The sequence below is a fragment of the Mediterraneibacter torques genome (assembly GCF_044591705.1).
GTDB lineage: Bacteria > Bacillota > Clostridia > Lachnospirales > Lachnospiraceae > Mediterraneibacter > Mediterraneibacter torques.
This window is the reverse complement of the sequence record NZ_CP172594.1, coordinates 1,003,939-1,020,509: the sequence shown is the minus strand read 5'-3', so window position 1 is coordinate 1,020,509 and position 16,571 is coordinate 1,003,939. Positions and strand designations below refer to the sequence as shown.

At 37.4% G+C, this 16,571-nt stretch carries 16 protein-coding genes; 14 read left to right on the top strand and 2 right to left on the bottom strand.

Annotated features, from left to right (window positions below; genetic code table 11):
- Positions 1-222 precede the first annotated feature (222 nt).
- From ACH9UM_RS04680 to ACH9UM_RS04630, 11 genes are all read left to right on the top strand, one after another.
- Positions 223-1,113 carry a DNA-binding protein gene (locus tag ACH9UM_RS04680; RefSeq protein ID WP_009243566.1) on the top strand — a complete coding sequence of 297 codons (891 nt, stop codon included), beginning with the start codon at positions 223-225 and terminating at the stop codon, positions 1,111-1,113.
- A 73-nt stretch (positions 1,114-1,186) separates the two neighbouring features.
- Positions 1,187-2,797: a hypothetical protein gene (locus tag ACH9UM_RS04675; RefSeq protein ID WP_400092104.1), complete on the top strand. Its 1,611-nt coding sequence runs from the start codon at positions 1,187-1,189 to the stop codon at positions 2,795-2,797.
- Entirely contained in the window at positions 2,797-3,003 is a 207-nt protein-coding gene (locus ACH9UM_RS04670) for a hypothetical protein (RefSeq protein ID WP_009243564.1), read from the top strand. The genes ACH9UM_RS04675 and ACH9UM_RS04670 overlap by 1 nt, the downstream gene beginning before the upstream one ends.
- Positions 3,003-4,529, top strand: coding sequence for a DNA methyltransferase (locus tag ACH9UM_RS04665; RefSeq protein WP_400092101.1), 1,527 nt, complete (start codon positions 3,003-3,005; stop codon positions 4,527-4,529). The genes ACH9UM_RS04670 and ACH9UM_RS04665 overlap by 1 nt, the downstream gene beginning before the upstream one ends.
- Positions 4,486-5,925 carry a hypothetical protein gene (locus ACH9UM_RS04660; RefSeq protein ID WP_400092099.1) on the top strand — a complete coding sequence of 480 codons (1,440 nt, stop codon included), beginning with the start codon at positions 4,486-4,488 and terminating at the stop codon, positions 5,923-5,925. Before ACH9UM_RS04665 ends, ACH9UM_RS04660 begins: the two co-directional genes overlap by 44 nt.
- 14 nt (positions 5,926-5,939) lie before the next feature.
- Complete coding sequence (locus ACH9UM_RS04655) at positions 5,940-6,236, top strand: hypothetical protein (RefSeq protein ID WP_400092097.1); 297 nt, start codon at positions 5,940-5,942, stop codon at positions 6,234-6,236.
- Positions 6,133-7,536 (top strand): DEAD/DEAH box helicase, encoded by a 1,404-nt coding sequence (locus ACH9UM_RS04650; RefSeq protein WP_400092094.1) that lies wholly within the window; start codon positions 6,133-6,135, stop codon positions 7,534-7,536. Before ACH9UM_RS04655 ends, ACH9UM_RS04650 begins: the two co-directional genes overlap by 104 nt.
- The gene (locus ACH9UM_RS04645) at positions 7,536-8,351 is read left to right on the top strand and encodes an ATP-binding protein (RefSeq protein ID WP_400092092.1); all 816 of its coding nucleotides are present in this window, start codon (positions 7,536-7,538) and stop codon (positions 8,349-8,351) included. Before ACH9UM_RS04650 ends, ACH9UM_RS04645 begins: the two co-directional genes overlap by 1 nt.
- Positions 8,348-8,557, top strand: coding sequence for an excisionase (locus ACH9UM_RS04640; RefSeq protein WP_004844954.1), 210 nt, complete (start codon positions 8,348-8,350; stop codon positions 8,555-8,557). Before ACH9UM_RS04645 ends, ACH9UM_RS04640 begins: the two co-directional genes overlap by 4 nt.
- Positions 8,558-8,692: 135 nt before the next feature.
- Entirely contained in the window at positions 8,693-9,892 is a 1,200-nt protein-coding gene (locus tag ACH9UM_RS04635) for a tyrosine-type recombinase/integrase (protein WP_400092088.1), read from the top strand.
- A gap of 179 nt (positions 9,893-10,071) precedes the next feature.
- Entirely contained in the window at positions 10,072-10,536 is a 465-nt protein-coding gene (locus ACH9UM_RS04630) for a low molecular weight protein-tyrosine-phosphatase (RefSeq protein ID WP_009242707.1), read from the top strand.
- On the opposite strand, the gene ACH9UM_RS04625 is transcribed toward ACH9UM_RS04630, so the two are convergent.
- The gene (locus ACH9UM_RS04625; RefSeq protein ID WP_004845009.1) at positions 10,525-11,235 is read right to left on the bottom strand and encodes a J domain-containing protein; all 711 of its coding nucleotides are present in this window, start codon (positions 11,233-11,235) and stop codon (positions 10,525-10,527) included. The genes ACH9UM_RS04630 and ACH9UM_RS04625 overlap by 12 nt on opposite strands.
- Positions 11,236-11,450: 215 nt before the next feature.
- Here ACH9UM_RS04625 and ACH9UM_RS04620 point away from each other — a divergent pair, with 215 nt between their 5' ends.
- Complete coding sequence (locus ACH9UM_RS04620; protein ID WP_009243765.1) at positions 11,451-12,395, top strand: DDE-type integrase/transposase/recombinase; 945 nt, start codon at positions 11,451-11,453, stop codon at positions 12,393-12,395.
- 176 nt (positions 12,396-12,571) lie between these two features.
- On the top strand, positions 12,572-13,876 hold the full coding sequence (locus ACH9UM_RS04615; protein ID WP_009242706.1) for a D-alanyl-D-alanine carboxypeptidase family protein: 1,305 nt from the start codon (positions 12,572-12,574) through the stop codon (positions 13,874-13,876).
- A gap of 276 nt (positions 13,877-14,152) precedes the next feature.
- Here ACH9UM_RS04615 and ACH9UM_RS04610 read toward each other — a convergent pair whose 3' ends face one another.
- Positions 14,153-15,322, bottom strand: a complete 1,170-nt coding sequence (locus ACH9UM_RS04610; RefSeq protein ID WP_009243756.1) for an IS110 family transposase — start codon at positions 15,320-15,322, stop codon at positions 14,153-14,155.
- Positions 15,323-15,601: 279 nt separating this feature from the next.
- Here ACH9UM_RS04610 and ACH9UM_RS04605 point away from each other — a divergent pair, with 279 nt between their 5' ends.
- Positions 15,602-16,477: a metallophosphoesterase gene (locus ACH9UM_RS04605; protein ID WP_004845012.1), complete on the top strand. Its 876-nt coding sequence runs from the start codon at positions 15,602-15,604 to the stop codon at positions 16,475-16,477.
- Positions 16,478-16,571: the final 94 nt, after the last annotated feature.

The window sequence follows — 16,571 nt, the reverse complement described above, 5'->3', positions numbered from 1 at the left end:
TGGATGGAAACGTAGAATTTACACCTTATTTACACCTTTGGAAGATCGGATTGGTAATCAAGACGTAGGGAAAACTTACGTCTTTTTTGATTGAAGGAAAAAGGCGTTACGTATCGGCTAAAAAGAATAATGTATCGGCTGAAAATAATAGTATTTTTGCCGATAATATGATATACTAAGTAATAGATTAGTACGTTTTTGATTTATGACGGAGGATAGCAGATGAAACATCTTTCAGTTACTGAAATAGCAAAAAAATGGAATATATCAGAGCGAAGTGTTAGAAATTATTGTGCTCATGGACGAGTGGATGGTGCTTTTCTTATAGGAAAGACGTGGAGAATTCCCGAAAATGCAGAAAAGCCGGAGCGTTCCAATAAAAAGAAAGAGCAGCCAATTACATTGCTGGATATTCTGCAGGAGCAGAAGGCAAGTAAATACTCTGGTGGGATTTATCATAAGACACAGATTGATTTAACATATAACTCCAATCATATTGAAGGCAGCCGCCTGACCCATGATCAGACCAGATATATCTTTGAAACCAACACCATCGGTGTAGAAAAAGATGTGCTGAATGTGGACGATGTGATTGAAACAGCAAATCACTTCCGCTGTATTGATATGATTATTGATAATGCAAAGGCAGTTCTGACAGAGAAGTTTATCAAAGAACTTCATCTGATCTTGAAGAGCGGTACTAGTGATTCCAGAAAAGATTGGTTTGCAGTAGGCGATTATAAAAAGATACCGAATGAAGTCGGTGGTATGGATACAGCACTTCCGGAAGAAGTTGCCGATAAAATGAAAACTCTGCTGACAGAGTACAACGGAAAAGAAGAAAAGAATTTTGAGGATATTCTGGATTTCCATGTGAAGTTTGAACGTATCCATCCATTCCAGGACGGCAACGGTCGTGTGGGCAGATTAATTATGTTTAAGGAATGCCTGAAATATAATATCGTTCCGTTTATCATCGAGGATAATCTGAAGATGTTCTATTATCGTGGATTGAAAGAATGGAACAATGAAAAAGGATATCTGACTGATACCTGCCTGACCGCACAGGACAAGTATAAGGCGTATTTGGATTATTTTAGAATTGCATATTAAACGTGATTCAAAGTGAAAAATTTGTGCTTTGAGAAAAAATAATGATATACATTTCAAAGACGGGAGTAAATACATGTTCTATAAAATGATAGAAAATAAGTGTACACAATGGTATGAATCAGAACGGTGTACGGTTAAAAACTTAATTGAATATATAGAGAAAACAGGGCAGATGCGTGATGCTCAGATTGAGGCTATTAAGGTATATCTGTTTCTAAAAATTGCCTGTGAATGTAAGCCGTTGACACAGCTGTTTAGACAGGGATTCTTTAATTCTATTGATTTGAATGAGATAGAATTGTCAAAATCCACTCGTGAATATTTGTTTCAGAATCCAGCGGCAGCGACATTGTTTGAATATGCATGTTTGACAAATGATAAAGGTGAACAGGTATCTGAAAAACTGGAAAAACAGATAAAGAAAGATCCAACGGGAATTGATTATAATGAATTCTTTCGTAATGCGTTTTATGGTGTTTCCTATACGGATTATCTGTTTAGCCTTCCTATGGGTGCAGGTAAAACGTATTTGATGGCGGCATTTATTTACTTGGATTTATATTTTGCTTATAACGAGCCAACAAATCCGTCATTTGCACATAACTTTACACTTACTGTGGAAAAGGCAAATCCTGAAGTTTCTATTGAAAAATCTGTTGATTCAGCGCAAATTGCAGGTAATATTATCAAAACAACAGATCTTTCTATGAATGTAAATAATATCAGTATCCAGGTGGATGATGCTGAATATGGTACAGAATATGCAACCTTTAATTCTTGGATTTATGGCATTATGAGAAGTGGATTTGGAACACCTTCCATGGCAGAATTAAATGCATATACAGAGCAGTTAAAAGTAGTATATGAAAAAATCACATACGAAAAAGGTGGCTCACGATATTTCAGTTCGAAGTACAATAAAAAGTTGGTAGAAGCCAATATTCGCAAAGCTTTTTGTGACAAAACGGATTTCAATACAACAGAAGAACTGATACCAGAAGAAGCTAATTTGTTGAACATTGCGAATTTTACTTCTGAGATATATGCAGATAATCTGGATGACTACTATCCAAGACAGAATGTTGTTGAAAACATAATGGCTGACGATCAGGGAAAATTGAAAGTTGATAAAAAGACACAGCAGTTAATTGATCTCGCTATAGAAACTGGAAACGATAGAATCGTTTTGGAATTGCAACAGCGTGTATCATCTCACCCAAATAAGAATCGTTCGTTCCACTACTTGCCATATCGTACAGACAGTGGTTTTGAACAAACATTTTTAAGAGAAGTATTGTCCTTTGATATTATCGAAGAATTAGGTCTGGAAGTGTATTACAATGGCGACCGTGCTATGACGGAGTTTAAGATCAAGTGCTATAAGAAAACCAGTGGAAAATGGAATTACATTGGTATTTACACACCGGACTTCCTTATCATTAAACGAAAAGATGGCGTTATCCATAAGGTTATTGTAGTGGAAACCAAGGGGCAGATTTATGCCAAAGATCCAGTCTTTAAAGATAAGAAGAATTTTATGGAAACAGAGTTTTCAAAACAGAATAATGCTGCGTATGGTTATGAACGTTTTGATTACCTGTATTTGGAAGATACGATGCCAGAGAAAGATAGATTGACACAGACACATCAAAAAATCTGTGAGTTTTTTAAGGAGAAAGCGTAATGAATGGAATTAGACCTACTGTAGGCATAGAGTTTGATGATAAATATACTAATGCAAAAAATAAATTGCTTGATTTTATTAAGGCATTAGACGAGTTGGATGACATACAAAAAGCAAAATTGGCACAAGAATTTATAACATCATATAGTATGGCAATTTCTTTTGAACAATTTGTAAGTTATATGAAAAATGGAGGAATCAAATAATGCCAATTAAATATGTACCGTTTATACCGGAGCCGGTGGAAGGACAGGCTGTGCTTGGTAATTTTAATAGAATATTGAGATACAAAGGCGCTGACGATGTTTCTATGACATTGCAACGTGGCATGCCTTTATATGAAATGGAAAAACAGGAAACTGTGGGCGAAAACTCCGATGGTAATATGGTTATTCGTGGAGAATGTGTTTCTGCCTGTGCTTATCTTAAAGAGCAAGGCATTCAAGTTGACCTTGTTTACATTGACCCACCATTTGCAAGTGGTGCCGATTACGCAAAGAAAGTATATATTCGTCGAAATCCGAAAGTAGCAGAAGTTATTGCACAGGCTGAACAAGAGCTGGATGTAGATGAATTGAAAGCTTTTGAAGAAAAGATGTATGGTGATGTATGGGATAAAGAAAAATATCTGAACTGGATGTACGAAAATCTTATGGCGATTAAATCGGTAATGAGTGAAAATGCGTCCATATATGTACATATTGATTGGCATATTGGGCATTATGTTAAGATTCTTCTCGATGAAGTGTTTGGTGAAGATAATTTTAGAAATGAAATTACTTGGGTAAGGACAGCTTCACATAATGATAGTAAGCAAAATTATAGTAGAGTTAAAGACAGTATATTTTTCTATTCTCGTTCAGAAGAGTATCCATTTAATATACAATACACACCTTATACAGAAGAGTACATTGCTGATGAATGGACAAAAGCACCTTCTGGACGATACTATAAATTTGAAAATATGCTTGATCCACAGAATAAAATGGCAGCTTACGATTTTCATGGCACAGTTGCACGTTGGAGAACAACGCCAGAAAAATTTGAAGAATTGTGGAATGCCCCTCAAACAGAAGTTCCCAATAGCCATGGCCGTGTAAGACTTGGAAAAAATGGAAAGCCTATCAAACGTTGCCGCATTGTGTTTATGGACGAACTTCCGGGAGTTCCTTTAAATGATAATTGGTCAGATATTGCGTATGTTGCAGGTCGATCTGCTGAGTCGGCAAATTATTCTACGCAAAAACCAGAAGCACTATTGAATAGAATTATCACATCTTCATCAAATGAAAATATGATAGTTGCAGATTTTTTTGGAGGTAGTGGTGTTACTGCAGCAGTGGCAAACAAACTGGCCAGAAAATTTATTCATTGTGATATTGGATTGAATTCTGTTCAGACAACCCGTGATCGTCTTGTCGCAGATGGGGCTGAATTCGATGTGCTGGAAATTAAAGATGGAGTTCAACTTTATCGTAATCCGGTTCAGACAATGGATAAAATTAAATTTTTGATTCCTGGCTTGAAAAATGAAGATTCTCTGGATTCTTTCTGGGAAGGTGCTATCTCTGATAGCAAGCTTGGTACAATTCCTGCTTACGTGCCAAATTTAATGGACAGCGCATCCAAACTTCTTGATAAAGTGACCATGAACCGTATTATTCATCAGGCGATTCCAGAATTGGATAATGACATTAAAAAGGTTATTGTTTACTATATCGACATTAGATGAGTTTAATGAATTATATGCTGAAACTTTAGGAATCACAATAAAAACTCGCCATTGGAGTAAAAGTTCTTATGCTCAGTCTGGAGGAAAACCACAGGCATTACTTAACGAGCAGTTTGTAAATAAATGTGATGCAGCAGTTGCGATTTTCTGGACAAGATTTGGCTCACCTACTGATGAGTATGGTTCTGGAACAGAAGAAGAAATTGAAATTATGCTTCAATCTGGAAAACAAGTGTTTATGTATTTTTCGGATAAGCCTATCCCACCATCAAAAATAAATGGTGACGGCTATGAGAAAATACAAGCATTCCGTGACAAATATAAAGACAAAGGAATATATTTCACTTATTCATCCGACGAAGAATTTAAAAAGATGTTTTTTGCCCATCTTTCCATGCATTTTTTGACAGAAAAGAGGGTAAGTGAAACAGCCAATGAATATCGTTCTGAGTTAAAGTTATTAGGTATTGACGAAACTGGAAGATTGACTGAAGAAGCGGTGGTATGCCCATTCGTGTTAAATGCAGAGATTACCATGAAAGAATACATTACTTCGATTAAGAATATGTATCAGGAGATTTCTGATATGAATGTAGGTGGTAGATCTGTTACAGCTAATACTTTTTTTGCTGGATTTACAAGCCCTGTTGACATAGATGAAGATGAAAAAGAGTTTATTACTGCTGTGGCTGAACAGCTGGAGCGTAAGTTGTCCGATTCCTTTTTTGAACTTGGAAATTTAAACCAAGATACTTTAACATCAAATCTACTCAGTGGTCCTAAGTTGAATGGAACATCCGAAGAAAAGCAGAAATATTGGAAAATCAAAAGATTGCATGAAACTATTTCTAAAGCTTTGGAATGGGCTCCGGTTGAGAAAGCGTTTTCTGGAATGAATTGTATTAAATTAGCAATTCAGAATTGTGGTAAGGCCATTGACGAAGATGCTGAAATTATGTTTGAAGTTCCAAAAGAATCCTTGCTTACATTAGGTGAATTCCCTAAGTTTAATAATGCAGAGATAGGATATTTGCTTACAGATTGTGATATGAGTATTTTGTTCGGAATTGAAGGCACATCTGAATATATTGAATATTCAGAATCAGAGCAAAATGGAAGAACTTCGTATGGAGCACGTCCATATGGTTTGCCTGGATATGTTCCGGATTATAGTGATGATTTCACTGATGAGATAAAAGATGTGTTTTGTTATGGATTCTATTCAAGTGAAGATAAGTATATTGTAAAGCTTAAAGTAGATTATATAAAACATAATACAACTGTTGCTTTCCCGACAATCCTTTTTGTGAAAAATGAGATTGATGAGATACCATATAAAATCACATCTAAGAATAATCCGGATGTTGTTGAAGGATGTATAAAGGTTAAAAGTTAGGAAAGGAATACTACATGGAAAAGCCACAATACATCGATTGGATAGTTGAAGAAACTGGTATTGTAATTAAAGATGACATACCGTTAAAATGCTATAAAATTGATTATAAAGATGATGAAAGTATTCTTGATGACTGGGCATTGCACATTCGAAGAAATTACATAGAAGATACTGAACTTAAAGAAGACGCAGAAGATGTCAATAAAGATGTTATGGCCAGCACAAAGATTAATAGCCGAAAAGGGATTGTTGCGTGGAGAAAGTTCTATCGTTCAACTTCCGACAGGGGTAGGCAAGACAAGAAGTATTGAACTAATTATTAGAGCAGCTTTTTTATCTGAACGAGCGAATATTGCTATTATAGTGGCACCATTAAGAGCGTTGTGCAACGAAATAACAATGGATATGTACAAAGCTTTTGGAAATGATGTCACGATAAATCAGTTTTCTGATGTACTTCAAAATGATTTCTGGAATTTGTTTTCTGAAGATATTAAACGGCAGATACTAATATGTACGCCAGAGAAACTGAGTTATGTATTACATCATGATCCGTTTTTCTTAAGTGCTATAGATTTATTTGTGTTTGATGAAGGTCATATGTTTGATGATGGAGGGAGAGGTGCAACATATGAGTTATTAGTAACACATATACGTCAGAACATAACGAGCGAACAGCAGTTGGTTTTGCTATCTGCGGTATTGCCAAATTCAGGGGATATTGCACAGTGGTTGTTTGAGGATAGAGGTTGTTTGGCGACAGATGATAGTATTGTATCTACACCTAAATCAATAGGATTTTCATCGACACAAAGGGATATTCATTTCTTTTCTGATGATAAATCAAATGAAGATTATTATATTCCCCGAATCCTTCGAGTTGAACAATTGAAGAAGTTACCCCGAGAAAGAAGTAATAAATACTTTCCAGATTTATCATTATCTACAGATGTGGCCATTTATAATGCAATAAAGTTGTGTCATAACGGCGGTGTTGCTATCTATCTTGGGCAGCAACGTTCAATGAAAACGGTATTTGAAAGAATTATAAATTTGGATAAGCGAAACTATGATTTGAAAGCATTAAAAGATAATACAAATCAAGCAGAGCTTTCCAAAATCAAGGGATTTATAGAAAGCTATTATGGTTCAGAGCACTATTATACGAAAGCAGCAGAATTGGGGGTTTTGCCTCATTCATCTAATCTTCAAAATGGAGTTAAGCTTGTTGTTGAACATGCATTGAAGAATAAATATGTTTCTTTTCCGATAGATGAATTGTCTGTTCAAATCGATAAATGCAAATCTTCTGTAAAAACAGCATTGAAGGAATTAGATGATGAGGGATTATTGGTTCGCAGATCCGGTGGATTTTCAAAACCCAATCATTTATATGTAAAAATTCCATCTGATGAGATCGGTTTACAGACGGTTGACAATAAGGCGGTTGAAAAGATGGCTGTAATAGAGTCGGAAAAGCACCCATCATCTGGTCGTAAAAATGGCTGTGCAGGAGTCAGAAATGTGGCACCTAGTAAAGTAACTGAGAAAAATAAAAGAAATAAATATCATGAAGTAAATTATTGCTATGGGGAAGGAGAGAGTTTGTGATGAGAGAAGAAGATACTGTATGTGTAGGCAGTGATGGTTTGCGATACTGTAAAGTCTGTGGGGAAGCGAAAGAAGCTTTTTTCCCTGAGGGCGGTTTTATGGGGATGAAGAAACATTCCAGGCAATGTGCTTGTGACAGAAAAGCATATGAAGAAGAACAAAAATATTTTAAAGACAAAGAACACCGGGAATTAGTCAACAGAAATACAAGCATCTGTTTTGATGAGAGCAGAATGGAAGAGTGGACATTTGAGAATGCAGATATGTCAGATGCGGTAATGCATAAGGCAAAAAATTATGTTGATAACTGGGATGAAATGAAAAGAAATCATATTGGTTGTTTGTTTTGGGGACCGGTTGGTACCGGGAAAAGTTATATTGCCGGGTGCATTGCCAATGAACTTCTTAAGCAGGAAGTAACGGTGAAGATGACAAATTTCAATACCATTATCGATGATATATTTCCACTGGCAGACAAAACGGAATATATCAATGCATTGGCTTCTTACCAGCTTTTGATTATTGATGATCTTGGAGTGGAACGAAATTCAGAATATGCATTAGGAATTATTTTCAGTGTCATAGATCGTAGGATCCGTTCAGGACGACCATTGATCATTACGACTAATCTTCCACTGAAAGAAATAAAAAGCGAGACCATGTTGGATAAAAGGCGTATCTATGACCGTATTTTAGAAATGTGTACGCCAATGTATGTTGGAGGCACAAGCAAACGAGAAGCGATTGCAAGTATGAAAATGGAGAAAGCGAAAACCTTGTTGAATACCAACAGAGGGGAGGAGAAATGCGAATGAATCATACAGAAAAAACAATACCTGTTTGGAAGAAATATTCTTTAAATGTTTCCGAAGCAGCTGAATATTACGGAATCGGAGAAAAGAGATTAAGACAGATTGCAGGTGAAAATGAAGGAGCAGATTTTATTTTGGAAGTTGGTTCGCACATCCGATTCAAAAGAAAATTATTTGAAGATTATCTGGATACAGCCAGCACAGTTTAAGTGACAGAATAGAAAAAATAGTAATGAAAATAATGTTCATTCTATCTTAGCGAAGGGAAGGTCTTGTGGTATAATGAATAAACCGAGACGGTCTTCCAAGTTAAATGAACATTTGATGAAGGAGACTAAAATAATATGAGTGAAAAAAGGAGAGATCATAGAGGACGTATATTACACAATGGAGAAATACAGTTATCTGATGGCAGATATCGATTTAAGTATGTCGATGAGATGGGAAAGGAGCGCTGCGTATATAGCTGGCGCTTAGACCATAACGATGCAACTCCGAAAGGAAAGCGCCGGGCTTTATCGCTTCGGGAGATGGAGAAGAAAATCCAGGCAGATCATTTTGAACAGATTGCAACAAATGGCGGAAATATGACGGTACTGGAACTGGTTGAAAAATATACATCAACAAAAACCGGTGTCAGACCTACTACAGTTGCAGGATACGGAACAGTTATCAATTTATTGAAGAAAGATCCATTTGGAAAAAGAAGGATTGATACGGTTCGGATTTCGGATGCAAAATGTTGGCTGATACATCTTCAGCAGGTAGAAAAGAAAAGCTATAGTTCCATCCATTCAATCCGAGGAGTTCTTCGTCCGGCATTTCAGTTGGCAGTGAATGATGACCTGATCAGGAAAAATCCATTTCAGTTTCAGCTAATGGAAGTGGTTGTGAATGACAGTGTGACAAGAGAAGCAATCAGCAGAGCGGAGGAACGTAAGTTTCTACGATTTGTGAAAGAGGATCCTCATTTTTGCAGGTATTATGAGGGAATCTACATATTGTTTAAAACAGGTCTTCGCATTTCGGAATTTTGTGGTTTGACGATTTCTGATATTGATTTCAAGGAGCATACGATCAACATCGATCATCAATTGCAGAAAAAATCAAAAATCGGATATTATATTCAAGAGACTAAAACAACCAGTGGAACGAGAAAGATACCTATGACTGCGGATGTAGAGGAATGCTTTCGGAAAATAATAGAAAAACGGAACCCGCCCAAATCAGAACCTATGGTAGATGGAAAAAGTGGATTCTTATACTTTGATAAAAATGAAAGTATCTGTTATTCCCTGCATTGGGAGCATTATTTTCAACACATCATTCAGAAGTATAATAATACTTATAAAGTACAGATGCCTGTCATTACACCGCATGTATGTCGGCATACCTATTGCTCAAATATGGCAAAATCCGGAATGAATCCAAAAGCATTGCAATATTTGATGGGCCACTCAGATATCAGCGTAACGCTGAATACATATACGCATGTAAATCTTGAGGATGCCAGGGAAGAAATTGCCCGGATTCAGGTTGTGTAATTACGATTTTTAATTGAAAATAGCAAGGTGTAAAATAGAAAAACATACACCTTATTTTACACCTTTTGCGGACGATATTATGCGAAAATAAACCAGGTTATGCCAGAAAACAAAAAAGTACAAGGGCTTACAAAGCCCGAAAAACCAAGAAAAACTAAGAAATGCGAGGTTATGCAACAATGATAAAAGTGCTCTTTATCTGCCACGGCAATATCTGTCGTTCTACTATGGCAGAATATGTAATGAAGGCATTAGTTAATAAATCTGGTTTATCGGATACTTTTTTCATTGACTCTGCGGCTACAAGTCGCGAGGAGATCGGTAATCCGGTTCACTACGGAACGCGTCATAAGTTAGAAGAAGTCGGAATTTATTGCGGAAATCATAAAGCGCGTCAAATGCAGAAACATGAATATGATGAATATGATTATATTATTGGTATGGATTCATGGAATATTAGAAATATAAACAGAATTATAGGTAATTCAGATCCTGAAGGGAAAGTATCGAAGCTGCTTGATTTTACAGAGGAAAAAGGAAAAGACATTGCAGATCCGTGGTATACAGGTGACTTTGATACGACTTACAGAGATGTAAAAAAGGGTTGCGAGGCTCTTTTGAATGACTGCCTCTTACGCTTTTAAAGCGTAGGAGAGCAGTTTTTTTAAATTGTGATGAAAACGTTTGTTTTGATTTTTTAATCGAATTTTTTCGGAATTTGACAATGTTTCTTCTACATAATCATCATAGCGTGAAAAGAGAGTATGATAATCGACAGATTGTTTTTGCCCCCAACGTACAAGTATCCAATTCATTGCATCGGAACTCCAGTAATCCATCGGAATTCCAGCCATTTTAAGAGCGGTAATATATTGGACGGCCTGTGTGGATAATTTTGCGATCTGCTGATTGCGGATCGTTTCTTCTTTTTGATATTTGCCCCATTTCTGAAAAACGCGTTGGGTCAGTGTTTTCTTTTGTGTTTCCTGCTTCATCAACCGAATGCTTTTATTGAGTATAGTTCTAAGCTGATTAGACATATTCCAATATGTGACAAAAGAACCTGTATTTTCTTCTTCGTTTTCCGGAGTTAATGTAAATGTTTTGAAAACGCGTTCGGTTTCGCCGAATGTTTCTTGGTTATATTTGCGGCGCTTTTCCGGATTCGATAAAACCCGGTATGCCTCAAGTATCTCCTGCATAAAAGCGGTTGTGTCAATATTTTTATGTGCATTTGCATCTGGATGATATACTTTCGCCAGTGCATTTTTAGCAGTTGTGATCTCGTCTAAAGTCGCATCTCTTGAAACACCTAAAATATCATAATAAGTATGAGACTTCATTAGTGACCTCCTTATTAATTTTCCCGTTGATTCTCCCTTGCTTAATATACTCTACGGATTGATAAAAGTCAATGAAACAGGTAAAAATGAGCAAGATTTGAGTGTAGGATTACAATACATGTGTTACAACTGAATAATTAAAAAGCGGAAATACCTTTTCTGTGTTATGCTTTAAGCTACCAAACCTAAACATTTAAGAAAGGAAGTATTCCCGCATGGCAAGTATAACACAAGATATGAGGTATCGTCTATCCCTGATCCGTTTCGCCGAAAAATATGGTGTCTCAAAAGCAGCAATTAAATATAAGACAAACCGCCAGTATATTTATCGTTGGAAGCGCCGCTATGACGGCACAATAGAGTCTCTCCGCGATCGTTCACGCCGTCCCCATCACCATCCCAATCAGCATACACCTGAAGAAATCAAGCTGATCCAAGATATGCGTAGGCGCAATCCCCATTCTGGTCTGGTTGTCTTTTGGGTCAAACTTATGCAGCGCGGTTATAAACGTTCCATCCCAGGATTGTATCGTTTTCTGAAGAAACAGGGAATCTTGGCTCAAAAACTTCCGAATCCCAAATATATTCCGAAGCCTTATGAGCAGATGAAATATCCCGGACAGCGTATCCAGGTCGATGTGAAATTCGTTCCTGCATGTTGTCTTGTCAATAATGCGAAAGGAAAGAAATTCTATCAGTATACCGCCATTGATGAGTACTCCCGCTGGCGGTATGTGGAAGCTTTTGAAGAACACAGCACCTATTCATCCGCACAGTTCCTCAAGCATCTGATCCAACGCTTTCCTATGCCAATCGAATGCGTTCAGACAGACAACGGCGTGGAGTTTACAAAGCGCTTTTCCACTTCCGGCAAAGAAACATTGACTTTATTCCAACGGACTTTAAAAGAACTTGGCATCCAACATAAACTGATCCGACCCTTTACACCACGTCATAACGGAAAAGTGGAACGCAGCCACCGCAAGGATAATGAACGTTTTTATACCTCGCATACTTTCTATTCCTTTGAGGATTTTTCCAAGCAGCTTCAAACCTATAACCGTAGGGATTATAACCAGTTTCCCATGAGACCTCTGGGGTGGAAATCACCACAAACTGTTCTGAGGGAATTTATTGATCGGGGTGTAACATATGTTTGACAAACCTACAACAGGTAAAAATGAGCAAGATTTGAGAGGCTTTTATAGGATAGTTATTTTTAGTCAGCGCAGTTATATGCTGAAATCTATCTTGAGGAAAAAGAGAGATTAAGTAATACTTTTTGCAGGATTTGCTTATATTTATAATAGATGAAATTTTGGAGAGTGGATCAAAAATGAGAAATGCAAGAACGGTAATCGCAGGTGTTTTATGTGCATTGATGATCTGTTGCATGTTGGGAAACGCATATACGGTAAAAGGCAAGGAAATGTTATTAGCGCCGGAAAATAAAGAAACAAAAGATCAAAATACAGAAAACAGCAAGATAGAAGATAACAATACAGAGAATGAAGAAGAACTAAATAAAGGCGCAAAAAAGGAGGATACAAGTATGCAAATCGGTGCTCCTTCAGCTCTTTTGATGGAAGCATCTACCGGAACGGTATTGTTTGAACAGGATGCGGATACGAAACGTCCACCTGCAAGTGTTACGAAAATTATGACAATGCTTCTTATTTTTGATGCTGTTGAAAGTAAAAAAATTTCTTTGGAAGATAAAGTTCCCGTATCGGAATTTGCAGCGTCTATGGGCGGCTCTCAGGTGTTTTTAGAGACAGGGGAAACTCAGACGGTCGATACAATGCTAAAGTGCATTTCAATCGCAAGTGCAAACGATGCTTGTGTGGCAATGGCAGAGTATATAAGCGGCAGTGAAGAGGCTTTTGTACAAGAAATGAACAAGCGGGCAAAAGCATTGGGGATGCATAATACAAATTTTGTAAATTGCAACGGTTTAGATGCACAGGGGCATGTGACGACTGCAAGAGATATTGCGCTGATGTCGCGGGAATTAATTACGAAATATCCTCAGATTCATGAGTATGCGATGACATGGATGGAAAATATTACTCATGAAACGAAGAAAGGTACTTCGGAATTTGGACTTACAAATACAAATAAACTTGTAAGGCAGTATGAATATGCTACCGGTTTGAAAACAGGGTCGACAGGAGAAGCAAAATTTTGCGTTTCGGCAACGGGAAAGAAGGATGATGTGGAGTTGATCGCGGTTGTTATGGCTGCCGATACATCGAAGGAGAGATTTGCGGATGCGGTTAAAATGATGAATTACGGTTTTGGAAAATGTCAGGTGTATTCGGACGAGAAACCGATGAAAACAAAATATGCAGTTGTAAAAAATGGAGTCGAAGAAAATATAGAAGTAGAGCGCGGAGAAAAGTTTACTTATCTAGATGTAAAAGGAAAGGATATGAAGAAAATTAAAAAAATTGAGAAAATAAATAAAAAGATATTAGCGCCGGTTCGAAAAGGAGATGTTGTAGGCTCGATCGTTTATACTCTGGATGGAAATGAAATCGGGCGCAGCGATATCATAGCAAAAAGAGGTGTACAAAAAGCAGGATTTTCGGATTATTTAATAAAGGTATCGGCAAAATTTTTGATTGGAGAAAAGAATTAATAAAAGCTGCTTTAGATCTGCGGAATAATTTCACACAAAAAGTTGTTTACGTGCTGATGTGAAGAAATACTTGAGTTTCAGAATACCGCTGTTTTATAATGAGAGAAAATGAGGAAAGTTTTTTATAGGAATATCGTTAAAGGAGACCAGCTATGAAAAGTCAACCATAAATTAGCAAAAAATTTCTTTTTCATATCGGTGGTAAAAAAGGGTAACTTTAATAGAGCTCCCTTAGGGTGCTTTTTCAAAATCTATCGATATAGGTATACAGATCTCTTACTCGAGGTTAAATTCTACTTCGTCAGTGAGCATCTTCCAGATGACTCTGACAAGCTTGCCGGCACAGTGCCCAAGTGCATTGTAGTGAGACCGGCCTTCAGCCCTCTTGGCATCATAATAAGCCTTGAAGGTTGCGTTGTTCCTGACAACGTTCCAAGCTGCATTTACAAGAGCATATCGTAAAACACGAGAGCCACGTTTGGACATCCTTGTTGTCTTAGCCTGAAAGTTACCAGACTGATAAACAGAAGGATCCAGGCCTGCAAAAGCAAGCAGCTTGTTTGGATTGGAGAAACGGTGAATATCGCCTATTTCACCAAGGATCATTCCACCATTGATATAACCGATACCAGGAATGGTCATGATGACAGAATCGTTAAATTTCATGATATCCGTCATCTCAGCTTCAATCTTTTCTAATTGGCTATCCAGTAACTCGATTTGTTGAATGGTTTGAGTTATCTGAATAGATATAGCGCTGTCGTTGGCACCGACAGACTTCTGTGCGAGAATTCTTAATTCTTTGGCCTGCTCTTTAGTAAAATGTCCGTGCGAGTTCACTTTGAGCAGATTTGCCAGATGAGTCATATGCATGGAAGCAATCTCTTTTGGAGAAGGTGCTTCTTTTAAAAGAGCATAGACAGCATTCTGATGCAGACCGGATTTGAAAAAGTATTGAATCTCCGGGAATACTTGATCAACATAGGTTGTCAGTTGGATTTTCAATCGGGTGCGTTGCTTAATGGTTTTCTGCCGAAAGCGCCCCAAGGCCTTAAGATCCATCATATCGAGATCAAAGAAGGTAATAAATCTTAGGTCATCCTGCATCATAAGAGTTTTAGCAATAACAAATGTGTCGACCTTATCTGTCTTTGTTTTACGAACATTGTTCTTACGCATCTGACAGGTTTTGATGGGGTTCAACACACACACTTGGTAGAACTCAGCAACAAGGTATCGAACAAGGTTGTCACCGTAGTGTGCCGTCGACTCAAGACCGATGATGATGCTGTTCTTATCGAATGATTCGAGCTTAGAGACCAGCAGTTGGAAGCCATCAGCGTCGTTTGTGAATTTGAACGGCTCAATGAGTATTTCACCGTCCGAAGAAATCGCAGCGGCGAAATGGTTGAGTTTGGCAATATCAATGCCTACAAAAATTTTCATGAGGTTGTACCTCCCTTTCATAAAGTCTGATACCATGATGTCCACCATCGATTATCATCGTAGACTTGATAGAAATAAGTACTCTGAGTGAAAAACACTCCGGCAACATCCAGCTAATAAACAATTCAGATAAAGGTAGCGGCAATACACTCCAGTCGAGTAGTCAAGGCTACAGGGAAAAATCAAAAGTCCATAGTATCTGAATTGTATTGAACCACGATATTAAAAGAAAGGAAACGTGTGATAATTAACTTCCTAATTATCATACAAGTTTTATAAATGAATAATACAGCATGGTGGATAATTATTTTTATCCTTATTTTGCTCATTTTAGCGGCAGGAGAAATTTATCGGGAAACTCATACATTCCGGGTGAGAAAATATAAAGTAAAAACGAAAAAAAACATCGGCATTCAAAACTGTGTAAAAGTGATTTTTTTAAGTGACCTTCATAACTGTGTATACGGAAATAAAAACGATAAATTGTATAAGGCGATTCAGGCAGAAATGCCGGATATGATTTTAATCGGAGGGGATATGCTGGTCGCAAAAGAAGGCAGTTCCGTACAGGAAGCTCTTGAGTTTGTGAAGAAATTACCGCATATTTGTCAGGTGTATTACACAAATGGCAACCATGAACAGAGAATGAAAGAAAATACAGATATATACGGGGATACATACGAACGATACAAAGCAAAGCTGGAAAATTGTGGAGTATGCTTTTTGGAGAATAAAGCCGAAAATATAGAAAAAAACGGTATGAAGTTTAGTATCTATGGCCTGGAACTGGATTCGTCTGTGAATAGAAAATTTAAAAAAGCAGATGTTACGGAGAAAACGGTTGAAGAAAAAATCGGAAAAAAGGGAAAAGATTATTCGATATTGATGGCGCATAACCCGGCATATATGGATGCTTATAAAAAATGGGGAGCCGATTTGATCCTATCCGGACACTTGCATGGAGGATTAGTGCGGTGTCCGGGGATTGGGGCAGTTGTGACGCCGCAGGGGTTTCTCTTTCCGAAATATTCAGGGGAAATGCGCAGAGAAGGAGAACAGACGATAGTTGTAAGTAGAGGACTGGGAAGTCATACGATCAATATTCGTTTGTTTAATATGCCGGAGGTTATCGCAATCGAGGTCTGTGTCCGGTAATAAGGCGGCAAGCTGACGAAGTAAAAAATATATGATCCGGCAGGGAAAACAATGACGGGAAAACGAGGCGGAAAAACGATAAAGACGATAAAAG